Origin of the sequence: Lachnoanaerobaculum sp. ICM7, assembly GCF_000287675.1 — a bacterium.
GTDB lineage: Bacteria > Bacillota > Clostridia > Lachnospirales > Lachnospiraceae > Lachnoanaerobaculum.
The window spans coordinates 53,556-72,195 of record NZ_ALJL01000021.1 but is presented as its reverse complement, the minus strand read 5'-3'; the positions used below and the strand labels follow the sequence as shown (position 1 = coordinate 72,195).

At 34.3% G+C, this 18,640-nt stretch carries 21 protein-coding genes and 2 pseudogenes; all 23 read left to right on the top strand.

What is annotated here, in order from left to right:
- The first annotated feature begins 2 nt into the window (after nucleotides 1-2).
- On the top strand, nucleotides 3-1,061 hold the full coding sequence (locus tag HMPREF1140_RS05420) for a DUF6017 domain-containing protein (RefSeq protein WP_009662916.1): 1,059 nt from the start codon (nucleotides 3-5) through the stop codon (nucleotides 1,059-1,061).
- A 221-nt stretch (nucleotides 1,062-1,282) separates the two neighbouring features.
- Nucleotides 1,283-2,086: a KilA-N domain-containing protein gene (locus HMPREF1140_RS05415; RefSeq protein ID WP_009221108.1), complete on the top strand. Its 804-nt coding sequence runs from the start codon at nucleotides 1,283-1,285 to the stop codon at nucleotides 2,084-2,086.
- A gap of 88 nt (nucleotides 2,087-2,174) precedes the next feature.
- Nucleotides 2,175-2,660, top strand: coding sequence for a PcfB family protein (locus tag HMPREF1140_RS05410; RefSeq protein WP_009662874.1), 486 nt, complete (start codon nucleotides 2,175-2,177; stop codon nucleotides 2,658-2,660).
- Nucleotides 2,661-2,926: 266 nt separating this feature from the next.
- Nucleotides 2,927-3,667 (top strand): annotated as a pseudogene (locus HMPREF1140_RS05405) (type IV secretory system conjugative DNA transfer family protein); the annotation flags it as partial.
- 97 nt (nucleotides 3,668-3,764) lie between these two features.
- Nucleotides 3,765-5,615, top strand: a complete 1,851-nt coding sequence (locus tag HMPREF1140_RS05400; protein WP_009662864.1) for a recombinase family protein — start codon at nucleotides 3,765-3,767, stop codon at nucleotides 5,613-5,615.
- Nucleotides 5,616-5,686: 71 nt separating this feature from the next.
- Complete coding sequence (locus HMPREF1140_RS05395; protein ID WP_009662866.1) at nucleotides 5,687-6,211, top strand: PadR family transcriptional regulator; 525 nt, start codon at nucleotides 5,687-5,689, stop codon at nucleotides 6,209-6,211.
- A gap of 3 nt (nucleotides 6,212-6,214) precedes the next feature.
- The gene (locus tag HMPREF1140_RS13735) at nucleotides 6,215-6,616 is read left to right on the top strand and encodes a HEAT repeat domain-containing protein (RefSeq protein WP_009662851.1); all 402 of its coding nucleotides are present in this window, start codon (nucleotides 6,215-6,217) and stop codon (nucleotides 6,614-6,616) included.
- A gap of 57 nt (nucleotides 6,617-6,673) precedes the next feature.
- Nucleotides 6,674-6,865 (top strand): hypothetical protein, encoded by a 192-nt coding sequence (locus HMPREF1140_RS13730; RefSeq protein ID WP_242822868.1) that lies wholly within the window; start codon nucleotides 6,674-6,676, stop codon nucleotides 6,863-6,865.
- Nucleotides 6,849-7,313, top strand: a complete 465-nt coding sequence (locus HMPREF1140_RS05385; RefSeq protein ID WP_009662862.1) for a hypothetical protein — start codon at nucleotides 6,849-6,851, stop codon at nucleotides 7,311-7,313. Before HMPREF1140_RS13730 ends, HMPREF1140_RS05385 begins: the two co-directional genes overlap by 17 nt.
- Nucleotides 7,314-7,492: 179 nt before the next feature.
- Complete coding sequence (locus tag HMPREF1140_RS05380) at nucleotides 7,493-7,909, top strand: sigma-70 family RNA polymerase sigma factor (protein WP_009662919.1); 417 nt, start codon at nucleotides 7,493-7,495, stop codon at nucleotides 7,907-7,909.
- A gap of 68 nt (nucleotides 7,910-7,977) precedes the next feature.
- Nucleotides 7,978-8,244 (top strand): DUF3847 domain-containing protein, encoded by a 267-nt coding sequence (locus tag HMPREF1140_RS05375; protein ID WP_035619966.1) that lies wholly within the window; start codon nucleotides 7,978-7,980, stop codon nucleotides 8,242-8,244.
- A 407-nt stretch (nucleotides 8,245-8,651) separates the two neighbouring features.
- A complete protein-coding gene (gene mobQ / locus HMPREF1140_RS05370) occupies nucleotides 8,652-10,286 on the top strand; it encodes a MobQ family relaxase (RefSeq protein WP_009662938.1) in 1,635 nt (544 codons plus the stop codon).
- Nucleotides 10,287-10,371: 85 nt separating this feature from the next.
- A complete protein-coding gene (locus tag HMPREF1140_RS05365; RefSeq protein WP_009662931.1) occupies nucleotides 10,372-11,085 on the top strand; it encodes a hypothetical protein in 714 nt (237 codons plus the stop codon).
- Between the two features lie 174 nt (nucleotides 11,086-11,259).
- Nucleotides 11,260-12,375 (top strand): PDDEXK nuclease domain-containing protein, encoded by a 1,116-nt coding sequence (locus HMPREF1140_RS05360; protein WP_009662867.1) that lies wholly within the window; start codon nucleotides 11,260-11,262, stop codon nucleotides 12,373-12,375.
- An 88-nt stretch (nucleotides 12,376-12,463) separates the two neighbouring features.
- Nucleotides 12,464-12,649 carry a transposon-encoded TnpW family protein gene (locus tag HMPREF1140_RS05355; protein ID WP_009429691.1) on the top strand — a complete coding sequence of 62 codons (186 nt, stop codon included), beginning with the start codon at nucleotides 12,464-12,466 and terminating at the stop codon, nucleotides 12,647-12,649.
- Between the two features lie 11 nt (nucleotides 12,650-12,660).
- A pseudogene (locus HMPREF1140_RS05350) lies at nucleotides 12,661-13,482 on the top strand (VirD4-like conjugal transfer protein, CD1115 family); the annotation flags it as partial.
- 70 nt (nucleotides 13,483-13,552) lie between these two features.
- Nucleotides 13,553-13,714 (top strand): hypothetical protein, encoded by a 162-nt coding sequence (locus tag HMPREF1140_RS13520; protein ID WP_009662834.1) that lies wholly within the window; start codon nucleotides 13,553-13,555, stop codon nucleotides 13,712-13,714.
- A 209-nt stretch (nucleotides 13,715-13,923) separates the two neighbouring features.
- Complete coding sequence (locus HMPREF1140_RS05345) at nucleotides 13,924-14,256, top strand: single-stranded DNA-binding protein (RefSeq protein ID WP_009662910.1); 333 nt, start codon at nucleotides 13,924-13,926, stop codon at nucleotides 14,254-14,256.
- Nucleotides 14,256-14,471 carry a Maff2 family mobile element protein gene (locus HMPREF1140_RS05340; RefSeq protein ID WP_005541812.1) on the top strand — a complete coding sequence of 72 codons (216 nt, stop codon included), beginning with the start codon at nucleotides 14,256-14,258 and terminating at the stop codon, nucleotides 14,469-14,471. The genes HMPREF1140_RS05345 and HMPREF1140_RS05340 overlap by 1 nt, the downstream gene beginning before the upstream one ends.
- Nucleotide 14,472: 1 nt before the next feature.
- Nucleotides 14,473-15,336, top strand: coding sequence for a VirB6/TrbL-like conjugal transfer protein, CD1112 family (locus HMPREF1140_RS05335; RefSeq protein WP_009662878.1), 864 nt, complete (start codon nucleotides 14,473-14,475; stop codon nucleotides 15,334-15,336).
- A 93-nt stretch (nucleotides 15,337-15,429) separates the two neighbouring features.
- Nucleotides 15,430-15,723: a hypothetical protein gene (locus HMPREF1140_RS05330; RefSeq protein ID WP_009662846.1), complete on the top strand. Its 294-nt coding sequence runs from the start codon at nucleotides 15,430-15,432 to the stop codon at nucleotides 15,721-15,723.
- Entirely contained in the window at nucleotides 15,711-16,103 is a 393-nt protein-coding gene (locus tag HMPREF1140_RS05325) for a PrgI family protein (protein WP_009662884.1), read from the top strand. Before HMPREF1140_RS05330 ends, HMPREF1140_RS05325 begins: the two co-directional genes overlap by 13 nt.
- Before the next feature lie 43 nt (nucleotides 16,104-16,146).
- A complete protein-coding gene (locus HMPREF1140_RS05320) occupies nucleotides 16,147-18,573 on the top strand; it encodes a VirB4-like conjugal transfer ATPase, CD1110 family (RefSeq protein ID WP_051000441.1) in 2,427 nt (808 codons plus the stop codon).
- Nucleotides 18,574-18,640: the final 67 nt, after the last annotated feature.

Here is an 18,640-nt window from a genome sequence, read left to right as displayed (position 1 = left end):
GAATGAGTGAAATATTACAACTGGATTATTATTATGGGATTGAAGCGGAGCAGTTCTCATTCTATAGAGTTCCTCGCTTGCTTATTAAGGATGAACGATTTAAGAAATTATCAAGTGATGCAAAACTTTTATATGGTCTTATGCTTGATCGTATGTCCTTATCTATAAAAAATAAATGGTTCGATGATAATAATAGAGCATATATAATATATACCATAAGTAGTATTATGGAAGATTTGGGATGTGGAAAGGAAAAGGCTGTTAAGGTTCTTGCAGAGCTGGATAATACCAAGGGAATTGGTCTGGTAGAGAAAGTTCGTAGAGGATTGGGCAAACCGGATATTATATATGTCAAGAATTTTGCTTCGTCGGAGGGAAATGTAGATAAAAAAGAGGTAGTAAACACTGATAAAATCACTGAAGTCGGAAAATCGGACTTCAGGAAGTCGGAAAATCAAACTTCAAGAAGTCAGAAAACAGGACTTCAGGAAGTCGGAAAATCAGACCTCAAGAAGTCAGAAAATCAAACCTTTGGAAGTTCGGAAATCGAAACTCAAGAAGTTGGAGAATCGAACCCTAATTATACTAAATATAATAAAATTGATTTAAACTATATTGAGGAGAGTTATATCAATCCTATCATTCAATCCGGGTCAGAGAAGAATGATGTGATAGATGATGTACAGAAATGCATAGAACTGATCAAAGAAAATATCAGTTATAATCATCACATGCAATATGATAGTTATGGAGAAAAAGAACTCTATGATGAACTGTTTCAAGTAATATGTGAGGTAGTCTGTGTGAGGCGTCCAACAATCAGGGTAGCCGGAGAAGAATATCCATATGAGCTTGTGAAATCAAGATTTTTGAAACTGGAGGGCAGTCATTTGGAATATGTGATTGAATGTATGAAGAATACAGCCACTAAAATCACAAATATTAAGGCATATATGATTACGGCACTTTATAATGCAACCACTACAATAAATCATTTTTATCAGCAGGAAGTAAATCACGATATGTATGGAGGAGGCTGGTGTAAAAAGGATATTATTTAAGGTAATGCTGTTATTGCTTTTGATTGTAGTGTAGAATAAAATACAAGGTATATAAAGAAACTGTGTATCTGCTTTTTTATAACTTCTGGTCATAATGTCCAGAAGTGGGAAGGAAAAAAATGATGCAGGTAAGTGAAGATTATAAGGTATGACGACATAATGGTTGCAGTGGGAAAAAGGTATAATAGTTATAATTTATTTAAGAATTGAGAGGTGATTTTGTGTCTAAAATAAATGTTGAAGGATCTGAAATCAGCATTATAGCCATAGATGATAAAGATTATATTTCTTTAACTGATATGGTAAGAAATATTGAAAACGGTTTAGCTTTAATCGAGAAGTGGCTAAGAAATAAAAATACAATAGAGTTTTTAGGTATTTGGGAGGAAATGTATAATCCTGATTTTAATTCCCTCGAATTCGAGGGAATTAAAAATGAAGCCGGACTGAATCGCTTTGTTTTATCGGTAAAACAGTGGGTAGAAAAAACCAATTCTATCGGTATTGTTGCAAAAGCAGGAAGATACGGAGGAACTTACGCACATAAAGATATTGCTTTTGAGTTTGCTTCTTGGGTATCCCCATACTTTAAGCTGTATTTAATAAAAGAATTTGAACGCTTAAAAGAAGAAGAACAAAAGAAGCTCGGTTGGGATATAAAAAGAAATTTGGCAAAAATCAATTATAGGATTCATACTGATGCTATAAAGAATAATCTTATACCTGAAAAACTGCCAAAGGAAAAAATCAACTTTATTTATGCAAATGAGGCTGATATTTTGAATATGGCTTTGTTTGGAATGACTGCAAAGGAATGGAGAGATGAAAATCCAAATTTAAAGGGAAATATCAGAGATTATGCGGATATATCTCAACTTGTTTGCCTTTCTAATCTCGAAAACCTAAATGCAGTATTTATAAATGAAGGGATGAAACAGTCGGACAGATTGGAAAAATTGAATTCTATTGCAATTGAGCAGATGAAAATATTATCTGAAGCTGAAACTGTAAAAAAGCTGAAGTAAAATGAAACTTAAAAGAATCCTGTAAAGAGGTGATTAGAGTAACATCTAACTACCTTTTTTTCTTGTAATAAATGAAGGAGGTGAAATATTGATCAATGAAGAAGTAAACAGACAAGTTATTGCTATAGTAAAAAGTGGAAACATAAAATCAGCAAAAATGATAATAGATCTTATGAAAAAAATGTTAAACATGGCAGCCAAAAAAGGGAAAAGTCTAAAGGAATTTATAGAAGAAAAGAAACCGACAACCGTAAAAGAGTTGGTGAAGAAAGGAAAGGTTGAAACCTTAGAACTAAATGACCTTGATTTTAAGGGCTTGAAAAGAGAGCTAAATAAAAACGGAGTAAAATTCAGTATAAAAAAAGATCTTACTACAGGAAATAATATCATCTTCTTTCATGCAAAGGATGAAAAGGTTATGGAGCAGGCGTTTAAGGAAGCAGTAGAAAAATTTGCCGGAAAGAATAGGAAAAGAGAATCGGTAATGGTCAAACTAAATCAATTCAAAGAAAAGGTAAAAAACGCACCTAAGAAAGATAAAATCAAAGAAAAGCTTAAAGAACAGAGTTTGTAGAAGGAGGGGTAAATACGAAGATATTAGAAGCAATACTGAAAGATATAAAAAATATATTTCATATAAGAGATAAGAAAAAGTTTGTAATTCAAAACTTACCTTATCTCTTTTTATTTTATCCGGGAAACATCCTATCAGCTCATGTTAGAAGTTATATAGGTGGAGATATTTTGTATAAGATTTTTAAGGCGATTTTAGAAATTGGCAAAATAAGTTTTATTCCAAGTATTCATTTAATAGATATAATGGTGGGAATAATAGTAGCAGCCCTAATCAAAGTAATTGTCTATACCAAAGGAAAAAATGCCAAGAAGTTTAGGCAAGGTAAAGAGTATGGATCAGCAAGATGGGGGAACTCAAAAGATATAGAGCCGTATGTAGATGAGAAGTTTGAAAACAACATACTTTTAACTGATACGGAAAGACTTACCATGAATGGTAGACCTAAAAATCCTAAATATGCAAGGAATAAAAATATACTTGTGGTGGGAGGCTCAGGAAGCGGAAAGACCAGATTTTTTTTAAAGCCCAATCTTATGCAAATGCACTCATCCTATGTTGTAACAGATCCTAAGGGTACTGTTCTTGTAGAGTGTGGAAAGATGCTTGAGAAAAACGGATATGATATTAAAGTGCTAAATACTATAAATTTCAAAAAATCCATGCACTACAATCCATTTGCATATCTAAGAAGTGAGAAAGATATTCTAAAACTTGTACAGACGATTATGGCAAACACAAAGGGAGAAGGAGAAAAATCTACTGAAGATTTTTGGTGTAAAGCAGAACGACTTTATTACACCGCACTGATCGGATATCTTTACTATGAAGCACCAGAGGAAGAGCAAAACTTCGAAACATTGCTTGCCTTTATTGATGCCAGTGAGGTAAGAGAAGAAGATGAAAACTTTAAAAATGCAGTTGACTATATATTTGAAGCACTGGAAAAAGAAAAGCCAAACCACTTTGCGGTAAAGCAATACCGTAAATACAAGCTTGCTGCGGGAGTAATAGAATTAAGAAGAACACTTCATCACTACTTGAGTGAAAAATGTTTTGCTTAATTCTTTTTTTATTGAAGAATTTGAGCGAAAGGAGGTAATCATGAGAAGTTATGAGAAAATAACCGCTTTGTATGAAAGGTTAAGCCGAGATGATGAACTACAAGGCGAGAGCAATTCGATCGTCAATCAAAAGAAAATTCTTGAAGAATATGCAAGCAAAAATAATCTATTCAACATCATTCATTTTACCGATGACGGAATTAGCGGAACACAGTTTGACAGACCGGGATTTATGGCAATGATGAACGGAGTCAATCAAGGAAATATCGGTTGTATCATCGTAAAGGATATGTCAAGACTTGGCAGAGATTACCTCAAAGTCGGTCAATGTATGGAGATATTAAGACAAAAGGGAGTAAGACTCATTGCCATAAACGACAATGTAGACAGCTTTTACAAAGACGATGATTTTACTCCATTTCGAAACATTATGAACGAGTGGTATGCGAGAGATACCTCAAGGAAAATCAAGTCCACATTCAAAGCTAAAGGCGAAAGCGGAAAGCATACAGGAAGCAGTCCACTCTATGGCTATATAAAAGACAAGGACGATAAAAATCAGTGGATTATCGATGAAAAAGCGGCAGAAGTTGTCCGAAGAATATTCCATCTGACAATGGATGGAAAAGGACCCTATGCCATTGCAAGGATATTAGAAGCCGACAAGATAGATATACCCGCCTATCATCAGCAGAAATTGGGATATGGACTACATCAAAGCAAAGTGTTTGAATATCCATATCGTTGGTGCAGTTCCACGATTGCAAGTATCTTAAAAAAGCAAGAGTATTTAGGGCATACAGTCAACTTCAAAACCAGAAAGCATTTCAAAGACAAGAAAAGTAAATATGTATCCGAAGATAACTGGTTCATCTTTGAAAACACCCACGAGCCAATCATAGACCAAGAAACCTTTGATAATGTGCAGAGAATACGAGGAAATGTCAAACGGTATCCTGATGGTTGGGGCGAATACCACCCCCTTACAGGACTGATGTATTGTGCCGATTGTGGCAGTAAAATGTATGTTCACAGAACGAGCAACTACAAGAATATCCCCTATTATACTTGCAGTGCCTACACAAAAGTACCTTGTGGAACACTTTGTCCCTCCGCTCACAGGATAAAAGCAGAAGTAGTCTTAAAGCTCATTCAAAGCACCCTACAAGACATTAAGAAAAGCCTTGATGAAGATAACGAAGCCTTTCTCCATTCCATTCAAAACGAAATGGAAGAAAGCGAAAAAATGGAAATGGAAAAGAAAAAGACAAGGCTCACAGATAGTAAAAACAGACTTCAGGAACTGGAACGCTTAATGTGTCGGATATATGAAGATATGATACTGGAGAAGATACCGAATACCCGATATGAAATCTTAAATAATCAGTATGAAACAGAGCAAAGAGAACTCAGCAAAGAAATCGATGGGTTGGAAAAAGCCATCAAGCGATACGAAAAAGAAACCGACAGAGCCAAGAAGTTTATCCGGTTGATTGAACGCTATGATAACTTTGACGAACTGACACCGACCATCATTAACGAGTTTGTAGAAAAAATCTTAATTCACGAACGAGATCGAAAAGGCAGTCAAACCGCCAATCAGAAAGTCGAAATCTACTTCAACTTTATCGGGAACTATGAACCGCCAAAAGAAGAATTGTCCGAAGAAGAAATGCAGAAATTAAGGGAGGAGGAAGAAAAAGAACGAGTAAGAAAAGACAGGCTTCATCAAAACTACCTCAAGCGTAAAGCAAACGGCAAGCAAAAAGAATATGAGGACAGATACAAAGAGAAAAGGGAGCAACTCAAACAGGAGAAACTCAAAACGCTGAAAAAAAGCGGAATACCACTAAATGAATATAAGAGGATAGAAAAAAATTATCCTGCATAGATGTTTCCTCTTATTGAATACTATAAAATATAGTGATATAATTTATAGTAGTTTTTTATGGAGGAGAAAATATGTCAGCAATAGATTTGATTGTTTTAGGAATGATTAAAGAAAAAGAACAGAGTGCTTATGATTTACAAAAAAATGTGGAGTATCGAAATATTTCTAAATGGATTAAAGTGAGTACCCCATCCATTTATAAGAAAGTTGTTCAGTTGGAGGAAAAAGGATATATAAAGGGCAATGTGTCAAAAGAGGGAAATATGCCTGAAAAGTCCATCTATCATATCACAGAAAAAGGAAATAAATATTTTCTTGAGCTGATGAAGAAAATTTCTGCTCAAATGGTAAATATATTTTTGGATTTTAATGCTGTCATCATCAATTTGGAAATGGTATCTCCGCTTGAACGAAAGGAACTGACAGAAAATATCGAGTATCAGATCCGTCAATTTCAAAAAGCGGTATTACAATTGAAGGAAGAGAGGACGGATATTCCGTTTACGGGCAAGACTATTCTAAAACAACAAGTATTATTATCAGAAGCATTGAATAAGTGGATTGAGAACTTTAGAGAATTGTATTTAAAGGAATAAAAAATGGCAAATAAAAATGAGGATAAAGAAATCCTGAAGGAATTAAGAGAAATAACAAAAACCAAAGAAAACTGGGGAGAAGTGATTGATGATGTTGCAAATAAACTCAATGAAAATCATTCTGTTATTGTAAAAGCAAAAATCTTGTGGCTTCTTGGAGAAATGGGATTAAATTATCCGAAGCAAGTAGAAACATATATTATAGATATTGCCTTTTGTTTAGATGACGAGCATTCAAAAATTAGGGAGCGTGCGGTTAATGCTTTAGGAAGAATAGGCAGAGCAGATAAAAACTTGATTATCCCTTATTTCGATAAAATAATGAAAATGAGAAAAGATCAAGTAGATGATGTTAGGCTTGCTTTTGTTTGGGCTTGTGAAAATATTGCAACCAACGCTCCTTAATTATTTTGCGAAAGAATGGATCTGTTTTGTGAAATGATACAAGATAGAGGAGTGAGAGTGCGGATAGAAGCTCCGGAAATGTTTCGAGTAATGGGAAAAAGAAAACCGCAGTGTGTAAAGCCTTATTTAGAAAAATTACAATGGTTTGCAGATAATGATACAAACCCTGTTGTTCGTATTCATAGTGCCGGTGCAATACGAATTACAAAAAAAGCATTGGAGGAACTCAAGAATGCCACAGATGACTAAGGGGGGAAAATATATTTTTGGTTGGTCGAGGATAAGAGTAAATGGAGAACTGATCTTTCCGAGAATGGCGGTAGATGAATATAAGCTAAAAGAAGAAAATCACATTTATATTGTTTCAGGAAGTAAGCAAACAGGAGGGTTTAGTGTAATGACCGAACCTTTACTTTCCCATTCAACACTCAAAAATGTTTTGGAAGAAAATCCAAGTTTAGCAGACAGAAGTTTGAGCGAGGGAGAGTTGATTGCTTACAAAGGAAGAAAATACGGTTGGCTTTCACTAAAAGAAAATACGGTATATCTTTCAAATGATTTGATGAAGATGTTAGAAATAAAAGTCGGGGATAAACTCTTAGCTATTCGTAGCAGTGATATTGCTTTTACAATGGGTGTAAAGGGAAGCTTGATAGAGAAAGCGAACGGCTATCGAGGAATTATTGAAGAATTTTGAGTAAGAAAACTACAAGGAGGTTGAAATAAAATGATATTTTGAAATGATAAAAAATAACAGGTTAATTTTAATAGAAAACTTTTTTTGATACGAGAGGACTGTTTACGCCAAAGTGTAGAAGTCCTCCTTTTTTATGCTCAAAAACCAAAATCAGAGAGCAGAAAAAGGAGGATTACACAATGGATAAAAAAGAATATTTCCTTTATGTCAAAGGAAAAGCGGTTAAGGTAAATGAGGAAATATACAGAGCTTACTGGAGAATAACGGAACACGAAAAATATCTCCAAAGAAAAGATTGGAAGTATAACGTACTTCCCTTTTCTGTATTCGATTATGATGGTCATTTTATAGATAACATCGCAGATGAAAGCATGGATATTGAAAAAATTGTAGAAGTAAAAATGCAAATTGAAGAACTGAATAAGGCATTAGCTACCCTTACAGAAGAAGAAAGGGACATCATTACTGCCATATTTTTCAGAGAGGAGAGTTTACGGTCTATTGGAGAAAGAAAAAACAGAAGCTATCAGGCAATCGGGAAAAGGAGGAATAAGATTTTAGAGAAATTAAGAAAACTCTTAGAGGGTAAAATCTAATAAAGCGAAAAGGTTAAGTGCGAAATGTGCTTAACCTTTTCTCATAAAGATGAAAGCGAGGAATGGATATGAAAGATAATAGGACAGAACTACAAAAAGTAAAATCGGAAATTGAACTCAAAGAAAATGAGCTTGAAAAGTACGAAAAGAAGTTGGTGCAGTTAAAAAATCAGGAAAAGAAAATCAGAAAGCAAGCGAGCCTTGAAGAACGCAAAAAGCGAAACCATAGATTGATAGAACGAGGAGCAATCTTAGAAAGTTTTATTGAGGGAGCAAGCAAGAAAAGTAATCAAGAAATAAAGGCTATCTTACAAAGAATATTTCAAAAAAGATAAGAAAAGCAAGGACATCATATAATCGCAATTCCCTTAGATTTTCTAAGGGCGCAATTATACACCCTAAAGGGTGTCCTTGCGTCCTGCGGAGCCTTTACCCTTGCAGGGAGCAAAAGAGGAGTAGCAAAGATGATTGCATATCCCCCATTCCCTTTTTTATCGTCAAGGGTAAAGTGCATTCGCTACCGCTCACCCTTGACCCTAAAAATTTGAAACGGATACTACTTATCAAGCCGACATACTGAAACAACAAAAGCAGTTGCAGTATAGTCGGCTTTTTCTATTGTACCGTTTCAAAACGGTCATTCACTTTATGGACTATCCGAGAAGAAAACCGCTAAGACCGACACTTAAAACAACAAAAGAAAAGAACAAAGACAATCTAAAAGCGAAAGGAGTTGATAAGAGTGGCAGACAGTTTTCACTTTAATATTTCCATCATCTCAAGAGGTAAAGGAAAAAGTGCAGTCGCAAGTGCTGCCTATATTTCTTGTGAGAAACTCACGAATGAATGGGACGGAGTAACCCACGATTATCACAACAAAAAAGGCTTGGAGCATAAAGAAATCTTCTTGCCGGAAAATGCACCGAAAGAATTTTTAGACCGTTCCATCTTGTGGAACAGTGTGGAGTTAAATGAAAAAGCCATCAATGCACAGCTTGCAAGAAACTTCATTATTGCCCTACCCAAAGAGTTGAGTTTGGAAGAAAACAAAGACCTCATCAGGGAGTTTATACAGGAGAATTTTGTATCCAAAGGAATGATTGCAGACCTTGCCATTCATCAAGGAAATGATGAGGGAAACGGAAATATTCACGCTCATATAATGACAACTGTTCGCCCCTTAAATCAAGATAGCACTTGGGGAGCAAAGAGCAAAAAAGAATATCTTCTTGATGAACAGGGAAAAAAGATTTTAGGTAAAAACGGAAAACCTAAAACAAGGAAAATCGACCTCACTGATTGGAACAACAAAGAAAATGCCGAGAAATGGAGAGAACATTTTTCCACACTTTGTAATCAATATTTAGAAACAGCCGGAGAACAAAAACGAGTGGATCATCGCTCCTATAAAAGACAAGGAAAAGAAGAAATTCCGACCATTCATTTAGGAGCAAGTGCCGGTGCCTTAGAGCGAAAAGGAGTGGAAACCGAGAAAGGAAATATCAACCGAGAAATCAAAAAGCATAATTCTATTGTGAAAGCAGTGAGAGAAAGAATTGCAGAAATCACCTCTTGGTTGAATGACTTTACCAAAGTCTTATTTGACAAATATGAGCAGTACAAACAGGAGAAGAAAGAAGAATATGAGAACAAAGCGGAACTCTTTAATCTCTATGAGTACATCAGTATTTATTATGACTTACAGGGAGAAAAAGCAAGAAAGTTAAACCCCTATGCAAGTAACAAAAAGATAGGTGCAGACCTAAGAAGATTTTCAAAAGCAAGGATATATCTAAAGGACAATAACCTTAAAACCATAGCCGAATTGCAAGAGAAAATAAGTACCTTACAATCCAAGAATAAAAAGATTAGTCAAGATATTAAGGCGAAAACCACAAGAATAGAAAACTTAAATAAATGCTTTGCCTATGCGGACATCATCAAGGATAACAAACAAGTCTTTGAGGAATGGAACAGTAAATCCCTATTCAAAGACAGCTTTTACAATTCCCATAAAGATGAGATAGATAAATATAAAAGAGCAAGGGCAATCCTTGAAAAGATAACAGGCTTATCGGCTATCAAGATAAAGGACTGGAAAAAAGAAATCCAAAGCCTTGAAAGTGAAATATTAAAACTCAATATACAATCTCAAAAAGTCAAAGAAGAATACGAAAGTATCAACCATATCAAGTATGCAGTGAAAACAGTCAATGATGATTATGGCATAGACCTATCCATTGAGATTGACAAGGCAATCAAGAGAGGAGAAAAACCAAGTGTCATTGCACAGATTAAGAAGTATCAAGAGCAGCAAGAAGCCTACGAAAAACGAAAGGATAAAACAAAAGACTATTACAGGAAAGAGGAAAGATGAAGTCCTAAAATGGGATAACATCAAAAACGAAGAATGTCGTAAATCACGACATTCTTAAAAAACTAAGATAAGAGAGGAAAGAAAAATGGCAGATAAAAGAATGTTTTCACTCAAGATAGTAGATAGCGACTTATTTTTGGATATGCCTTTAAGTAGTCAATGCCTATATTTTCATCTATCAATGAGGGCAGATGATGACGGCTTTGTAAATAATCCTAAGAAAATCATCAAGATTATCGGAGCGAATGAAGATGACCTGAAAATACTTATTGCCAAAGGCTTTGTGATTGTTTTTGAACGAGGAATTATCGTCATTACGCATTGGAAAATCAACAACTTTATCCGTAAAGACAGATATAAACCGACCTTATATGAAAATGAGGTGCAGAGCTTATCTCAAACTAAAAACGGAATGTATATCAAAGAGGTTGGTTGTCATTTGGTTGACCAAAGGTTGACAAGTGGTCAACCCAGTATAGATAAGGGTAGATTAGATAAGGTTAGTATAGATAAGGGGAGAGAAGAAAGCACCCCGCCCCCCAATTCAAAAAAATATGGAGAATATCAAAACATTATCCTTACAGACGAACAATACAAGGCATTACAAGAAAAGCTACAAAGTCATACCGACACGATGATTGAAAAACTGTCAAGGTATATCAAGAGTACCGGAAAGACATATCAAGACCATTATGTAACTATCCTTAATTGGTATGAGCAAGACAAGGATAAACTATCACAGAAAAAGACCGGCAAGATTCCAACTTTTGAAGATTATGATAAGGGGGAACATTTATAGCTATCATACAAGGCGGTGTAAAGGCATTTTTAGAGCGTTAAGACTAAAAGAGGTATTAAAGCATGTCTATGGATAAAATCAGTCTTAAAACTCAACTTGAAGGAAATTAGCAGATGAAAAATATTGATAAATTTGGTATAATTAAATATTATTATGAGTGAGGAGGTATGATCTTTGGATAATAAAGAGCTGTCTATCACAAGTGATAGTGAGTATAAAAAGCTATTGTCAGAGTTAAAAGAGAAAGTAAGAAGTAGCCAGCTTAAAGCTGCAATAAAGGTAAATTATGAGTTGTTAGATTTATATTGGACTTTGGGAGAATACATTGTAAAAAATCAAGAACAACATTCATGGGGAGATGCCTTTATAAAATCGTTAGCTAAAGATTTACAAAAAGAATTTCCTGATATGAAAGGTTTTTCTGAAACAAATATTAAGTATATCAGAAGATGGTATTCATTTTATATAAAAGGGCTACAAGGTGTAGCCGAAATAGAAAATAACGACAGCAATTCAAAAGGACTACAGCCTGTAGCCCAATTTGATGAAAGAGTTATCAACCATATTAAACAGATACCTTGGGGACATAATCAAAGGATAATAAATAAGTGCAAGACCATTGATGAAGCCATATATTATGTTGATAAAACTATTGAGAACGGATGGAGCAGGAATGTACTCGTACATCAAATTGAAAGTGGATTATATGGCAGGGAAGGAAAATCTATAACAAACTTTGAAAAAAGGTTACCCGCTTTGCAATCAGATCTTGCAAGACAGACATTAAAAGATCCATATAATTTTGATTTTCTTACCATTCGTGAAGGATATGATGAAAGGGAACTTCAAAAAGAACTGGTTGACAAGATTTCTGATTTTTTACTTGAACTTGGCGAGGGATTTGCCTACATAGGCAAAGAATATCACATAAATATAAATGGGGATGATTTTTATATTGATTTACTGTTTTACAATTTGAAACTCCATTCTTACATTGTTATAGAACTGAAAGCGGAGAAGTTTAAGCCGGAACATTTAGGACAGCTTAATTTCTATGTAACAGCAGTGAATAGAGAGCTAAAAACTGATAGAGATAATGCTACGATTGGACTTCTTATTTGCAAAGATAAAAACGATGTCGTTTGTGAATATTCATTAGAACAAATATCGCAACCTATAGGTATAAGCAAATATAAGATTACTAAATTACTTGAAGCAGAATATAAGAGCAGTTTGCCGAGTATTGAAGAAATAGAGAAAAAGATCAAAGAAATAGATACGGATAATTAAAAACATCAAAGAAATGAATAAATATTGGCTAATGACGATTGGAAAAAATCACTAATCGTCATTTTTTATTGCAAAGAAAGGAGAAAATATGCAAGAAAAAAGAAATGAACAAACTACAGGAACAAAGACGATAAAGAAGATTGGAAAGACCACTTATGAGGTGATTGTCCATTTTAATGATAAAAGCAGTGAAACTATGCAAGATAAACTAAAAAGGATAATGTTGAGGGAATTTCGGAGAAAATCGGACGAAAAAAAAGATGATTTTGATTAAAAAGTCCTTGACAAGTAGCAACAGGAAAAACTGCAAAATCGATTCTTATAAGCTGTGGTGCAAGGCTTGCTCCATTTGATATTGAGGAGCTTAAAAACCTTATGGAGTATGATGAGATGGGCTTAGATACTATAGGAGATAAGAAAACAGCCCTATTTATTATTATTTCAGACACAGATGATACATTTAACTTTGTAGTGGCAATGATGTATACTCAGCTATTTAATTTACTTTGTGATAAGGCGGATGATGTCTATGGCGGCAGACTTCCCGTTCATGTAAGGTGTTTATTGGATGAGTTCAGTAACATCGGTCAGATTCCAAAGTTTGAAAAGTTAATTGCAACCATTCGTTCAAGAGAAATATCTGCAAGCATAATCCTTCAGGCAAAATCACAACTTAAAGCTATATATAAAGATAATGCCGATACGATTACAGGCAATTGTGATAGTGAATTATTTTTGGGTGGAAAGGAAGGAACAACCATAAAGGAGTTGTCAGAGAACTTAGGAAAAGAAACCATAGACCTGTATAACACATCGGAAACAAGGTCAAATCAAAAATCTTTCGGACTGAACTATCAAAAACTTGGAAAAGAACTTATGAGCAGGGATGAACTTAAAGTGATGGATGGTGGGAAGTGCATACTGGAGATAAGAGGAGCAAGACCTTTTTATTCAGACAAGTTCGATATTACAAAGCATAAAAATTATAAGCTGCTTTCAGACTACAACAAGAAAAATACCTTTGATATAGAAAAATATTTAAGAAGAAGAGATAAGGTCAACTTAAAAGAAGAAATGAGGGTAAAAGTGGTGGAGGTTGATAGGTAAGATTAAGGATAACTTTAGTTCAAAATGAGTAGAAGTTCATATTAAACCAGATTTTTGAAAGGATTAGTAAATGGATGAATGGGAAAAGATAGAAATGAGAATTAAAAAAGCAGGGAAGAGGTTAGGGCAGATAAAAATAAGAATAAGCATATTAAATCAAAAGCTCAAACATTTAAAAGCTAAGAATGAATTTCATAAAGCATATAGCAGCCAAAGTAAAGGATTAAGATAAATCAAATCTTAGTCTTTTTTTGTTGAAGAAAAGGAGAAATGGTTAAGTGAAAGCAAGGGTAAGAAGCCCTCCGACTTCAGTTCAAAATGAGCAGAAGTCGGAATTAAAGCTATAAAATTAAATATAAAAAATATAGACAAGACTATAACAAATTAAAAAGAAGTTGAGGCCTTTTTTTGATTAAATCAAATAGAAAACGGAGAAATTATATGCAAAAAGAAATGCTTAACATCAACGGAAATCTGATTAATGAAGTAGAGATAAAAGTTATTAAGGGTAAGGACGGCGAAGTTAAAGCTGCTAATTTTACCCTCTTTAGAAAGATGGGAAAGGTAGGAGAAAAAAAGAAGGAATACATAAATTGTAATGTTTACGGTGAAAAAGCCGAGCTTACGAAGGACTTTGAAAAAGGGGATTTTATTCATGTTTTCGGCTATTTTAAAGAGGTTAAAAAGGAAGATAAAAGTTATAGAAACTTTATTGTAAAACATCTTAACAAGGCAGATAAGACAGAAGAAATAGAAAATAAGGAGGAAGAATAATGGCATTTTTTACACAGGCAGTAGATGTATTAAAGATTTTGGTAACAGCAATAGGGGCAGGACTTGGAGCATGGGGAGTCATAAACCTGCTTGAAGGTTATGGAAATGACAACCCCGGAGCGAAATCACAGGGAATAAAGCAGCTTATGGCAGGGGGAGGAATAGTTTTAATAGGGCTAAAACTAATTCCGCTACTTGCCACTGTACTTAATTAATATGTTGGATTTATTTGGAAAAATAGATGAGTTTTTCAAGAATATCATGATTGATGTAATTAAGGATAATCTATCGGCAATGCTTTTAGATATTAATGAGAAAGTGGGAACAGTTGCCGGAGAGGTTGGTAAAACTCCGAGTTCATGGAACTCGGAGGTATTTGCCTTCATAAAATCAATCAATGAAAATGTTGTTTTACCCATAGCAGTAATAATCCTTACAGCAATCTGTTGTATTGAATTAATTCAAGTGGTAATGCAAAAAAACTCCATGCATGATACGGATACCTTTGAGTTTTTCAAATACATCATAAAGATGTGGATAGCTGTATGGCTTGTATCCCACGCTTTTGAGTTTTCCATGGCGGTCTTTGATGTTGCACAGGAAATGGTAGGAAAGGCAGCCGGGGTTGTGGGAAGTAGTGCGAATATTGCACCGGGAGATTTTGATGCTATGGTTGATGCCCTAAAAGAGAAAAGTGTTGGAACACTCATCGGAATTTCACTTGAGACAGGACTTGTTAAAATCTCTTTAACAATACTTTCTGTTTTAATTACAGTAATCTTATACGGAAGAATGATTGAAATTTATATTTACTGTTCCGTAGCCGCTATCCCTTTTGCCACAATGGGAAATAAGGAATGGAGCAGTATAGGAACAAATTATATAAAAAGTTTGTTTGCACTTGGACTTCAAGGACTGTTTATTTTAATCTTTTTCGGGATCTATGCGGTACTTGTAAAAACCGTAAACTTTACGGATATTCATGTAAGTATTTTAAAGGTGCTGTCATACGGACTGATACTTGGGGTAATGATGATGAAATCGGGAAGTATCGCAAAGGCTATTCTTAACAGTCATTAGATGACTTTTGTTCAAAATGAGCAAAAGTGAAATGTCAAACAATGAGATCAAAACAGTGGGTTTAAGTAAAAATATAAGTACCGGGAGGTGGCAATGAAAATATTAAATAAGAAAATGAGAATAATATCAGGAGTAGGAGTAATGTTTTTTATAGGGGTGTTGCTTGGAAAGATTGTAAGCAGGAAAAAGCAGGATATATCAGTACCCTTAGATAAAGATTTTGACTTTGTAAAAATAAAAGATGATGAAAATATCTTATATAAAGCTGATTTTGAACTTGCAGAAGAATTGCAGAAGATAAAAGAGGAAATCATCTCACTTTGGGAACATATAGAAGCACTTTCAAATAGCGAAGAATCAAGGGAGAAAAGTTTATGGCATATGTAAAAGTACCGAAGGATCTTAGCAAAGTAAAAACAAAGGTAGCCCTTAACCTTACTAAAAGGCAGTTAATCGGCTTTAGTATAGCAGTATTATTAGGTTTTCCTGTTTATCTGTTATGTAAAAACTTTTTAAGTACGGATATTTCAATGATACTGATGAGTATAGTCGTGCTACCGATTTTGTTTGCAACGCTTTATGAAAAAGATAACCTGCCATTTGAAAAGCATTTGGCATATATAGTAAGGTTTCATAAAGCCCAAAAGATAAGGGTTTATAAATCAAAGAGTATTTATAATACGGATAAGGAAAAAGATGAAATAAAAGGCATAACGCCTATAAGTAAGATGGCTTTAAGCACTAATAGGAGGAGAAGAATTGAATAAGGAGAAGAAGAAAAAACAAGAGCAAAGAATACAAAGGGATGAAATGGAGCTTAGGAAAAACAGTAAGGAATTATCCGAGTTAAAAAAGTTAAGCAGGAAGAATACAGGCAATAAAAAAGATGGGAAATCATTCATAAAAAAGGGATGGTTTCCTTTTCTGATTAAGGCTAAGAAAAAGGAAACGGTACAGGATACAATTCCCTATAAAAGAATGTTAAAGGATGGGATCTGTCAGGTTGAAAAGGATAAATACAATAAAACCATTCGTTTTTTTGATATTAATTACAGGCTTATGGAAGAAGAGGATCAGGAGGGTATATTTGCCGACTTTTCTTCCTTTCTTAATTTCTTTGATTCAAGTGTGGAAGTGGAGTTTAACTATATTAACAGCATAGGTGAGAATGAAGAAAGGAAAGAGCTTATTAATATCAAAGAAACCGAGGATGATTTTAATGAGATAAGAAATGAATACAGACAAATGCTCCTAAATCAAAGTAGCAAGGGAAACAATGGACTGTCAAAAAATATGTATTTAACCTTTACCATAAAAGCTGAGGATTTAAAACAGGCAAAAAGCAGACTGGAGAGAATAGAATCGGATATATTAAATAACTTTAGGCAGATGGGTGTAAAGGGCTATGTTTTAGACGGAGAAGAACGCTTAAAAGTCATTCATGATATATTAAATCCTGATGACAGGTTTATTTTTAACTTTGAAGATTTGAAATATAGCGGGCTTACAACAAAGGAATATATTGTACCGACTTCCTTTAATTTTTCAAAGCCTACCTATTTTAAGATGGGAGAAGTATTTGCAGAAGTAAACTTTCTACAGATTTTAGCATCGGATATAAAGGATGAAATGCTTTCAGAATTTTTAGAGGTGGAAGAAAATATGATCGTTACCTTTCATATCAAAGCTGTTGACAGGATGGAAGCGATTAAAAATATAAAAAGAAAAATAACAGATCTTGATAAGATGAAACTTGAGGAAAATAAAAAAGCAATCAGAGCAGGATATGATATAGACATACTGCCAAGTGATCTTGTAACTTATGGTGCGGAGGCAAAGAACTTACTTTCTGAACTTCAAAATCATGATGAAAAGATGTTTTTAGTAACGATCCTTATTATGAGTACAGGTAAAAGTAGGACTAAGCTTGAGAATACCGTGTTTACATTAAAATCTATTGCAAACAGGCACAACTGTAACCTTAAAAACTTAAACTACAGGCAGGAACAGGGGCTTGTTGCAAGTCTTCCGCTTGGAATAAATGAGGTGGAAATAGAAAGAGGACTTACCACAAGTTCGGTGGCTATATTTATTCCCTTTACAACGGAGGAACTCTTTATTAAGGGTGAAAGTCTGTATTACGGCTTAAATGCTTTAAGTCGAAATATTATCATGGCTGATAGAAAGAAACTTAAAAATCCGAATGGGCTGATACTTGGAACACCGGGTAGCGGAAAATCTTTTGCGGCAAAGAGAGAGATTACCAATGCTTTCTTGATTACGGATGATGATATTATTATTGCAGATCCTGAGGCTGAATATTCTCCGCTTGTTAATGCCTTAAAAGGTCAGGTTATTAAAATATCACCGATTTCAAAAGACTATATAAATCCCCTTGATATCAACACCGACTATGCGGATGAAGATAATCCGTTGTCATTAAAATCTGATTTTATACTGTCTCTTTTTGAACTTGTAGTTGGAGAGAAAAAACTTAGTGCGGAAGAAATCTCAGTTATTGACAGGTGCTTGCCAATTCTTTATAAAGCCTATTTTGAAAACCCTATACCTGAAAATATGCCTATACTGGAAGATTTATATAATCTTCTTAGAAAACAGGAGGAGAAAATAGGAAAGAAACTTGCGGTAGAGATGGAGATCTATGTAAAGGGAAGCCTTAATGTATTTAATCACAGAACGAATGTAGATACAAACAACAGGGTGGTTTGCTATGACATTAAAGAACTTGGAAAACAGCTTAAAAAAATAGGGATGTTAATAATTCAAGATCAGGTTTGGAACAGAGTAACGATAAATAGGGCAAGTAAAAAAGCAACGAGATATTTTGTTGATGAATTTCACCTTCTTTTAAAAGAACCGCAAACAGCCAACTATTCTATAGAAATCTGGAAGCGTTTTAGAAAATGGGGAGGTATGCCGACAGGCTTAACACAAAATATTAAGGATCTTCTTGCAAGTCCAGAGATTGAAAATATCTTTGATAATACAGACTTTATTTTAATGCTTAATCAGGCGGGAACGGATAGAGATACACTGGCTAAGAAGCTTAATATTTCAAAGCACCAGCTTTCCTATGTAACAAACAGTAATGAGGGAGAAGGTTTAATCTTCTATGGAAATACCATTGTACCCTTTATAGATCGGTTTCCTAAAAATACAAAACTGTACTCACTGATAACAACAAAATTAAGTGAGACAGGAAAAGATAAAAAGTGATGAAGTAATGAGAGAGAGTCAAGGTAAACTAAGAATATTTAGAAGTGGCTAATAAAGATTGAAAGTG

Coding starts and splice junctions, on each gene's coding strand:
- HMPREF1140_RS05420 (WP_009662916.1), top strand. CDS start 3: ATGAGTGAAATATTACAACTGGATTATTATTATGGGATTGAAGCGGAG.
- HMPREF1140_RS05400 (WP_009662864.1), top strand. CDS start 3,765: ATGAGAAGTTATGAGAAAATAACCGCTTTGTATGAAAGGTTAAGCCGA.
- HMPREF1140_RS05395 (WP_009662866.1), top strand. CDS start 5,687: ATGTCAGCAATAGATTTGATTGTTTTAGGAATGATTAAAGAAAAAGAA.
- HMPREF1140_RS13735 (WP_009662851.1), top strand. CDS start 6,215: ATGGCAAATAAAAATGAGGATAAAGAAATCCTGAAGGAATTAAGAGAA.
- HMPREF1140_RS05385 (WP_009662862.1), top strand. CDS start 6,849: ATGCCACAGATGACTAAGGGGGGAAAATATATTTTTGGTTGGTCGAGG.
- HMPREF1140_RS05380 (WP_009662919.1), top strand. CDS start 7,493: ATGGATAAAAAAGAATATTTCCTTTATGTCAAAGGAAAAGCGGTTAAG.
- HMPREF1140_RS05375 (WP_035619966.1), top strand. CDS start 7,978: ATGAAAGATAATAGGACAGAACTACAAAAAGTAAAATCGGAAATTGAA.
- HMPREF1140_RS05365 (WP_009662931.1), top strand. CDS start 10,372: ATGGCAGATAAAAGAATGTTTTCACTCAAGATAGTAGATAGCGACTTA.
- HMPREF1140_RS05355 (WP_009429691.1), top strand. CDS start 12,464: ATGCAAGAAAAAAGAAATGAACAAACTACAGGAACAAAGACGATAAAG.
- HMPREF1140_RS13520 (WP_009662834.1), top strand. CDS start 13,553: ATGGATGAATGGGAAAAGATAGAAATGAGAATTAAAAAAGCAGGGAAG.
- HMPREF1140_RS05345 (WP_009662910.1), top strand. CDS start 13,924: ATGCAAAAAGAAATGCTTAACATCAACGGAAATCTGATTAATGAAGTA.
- HMPREF1140_RS05340 (WP_005541812.1), top strand. CDS start 14,256: ATGGCATTTTTTACACAGGCAGTAGATGTATTAAAGATTTTGGTAACA.
- HMPREF1140_RS05335 (WP_009662878.1), top strand. CDS start 14,473: ATGTTGGATTTATTTGGAAAAATAGATGAGTTTTTCAAGAATATCATG.
- HMPREF1140_RS05330 (WP_009662846.1), top strand. CDS start 15,430: ATGAAAATATTAAATAAGAAAATGAGAATAATATCAGGAGTAGGAGTA.
- HMPREF1140_RS05325 (WP_009662884.1), top strand. CDS start 15,711: ATGGCATATGTAAAAGTACCGAAGGATCTTAGCAAAGTAAAAACAAAG.
- HMPREF1140_RS05320 (WP_051000441.1), top strand. CDS start 16,147: ATGGAGCTTAGGAAAAACAGTAAGGAATTATCCGAGTTAAAAAAGTTA.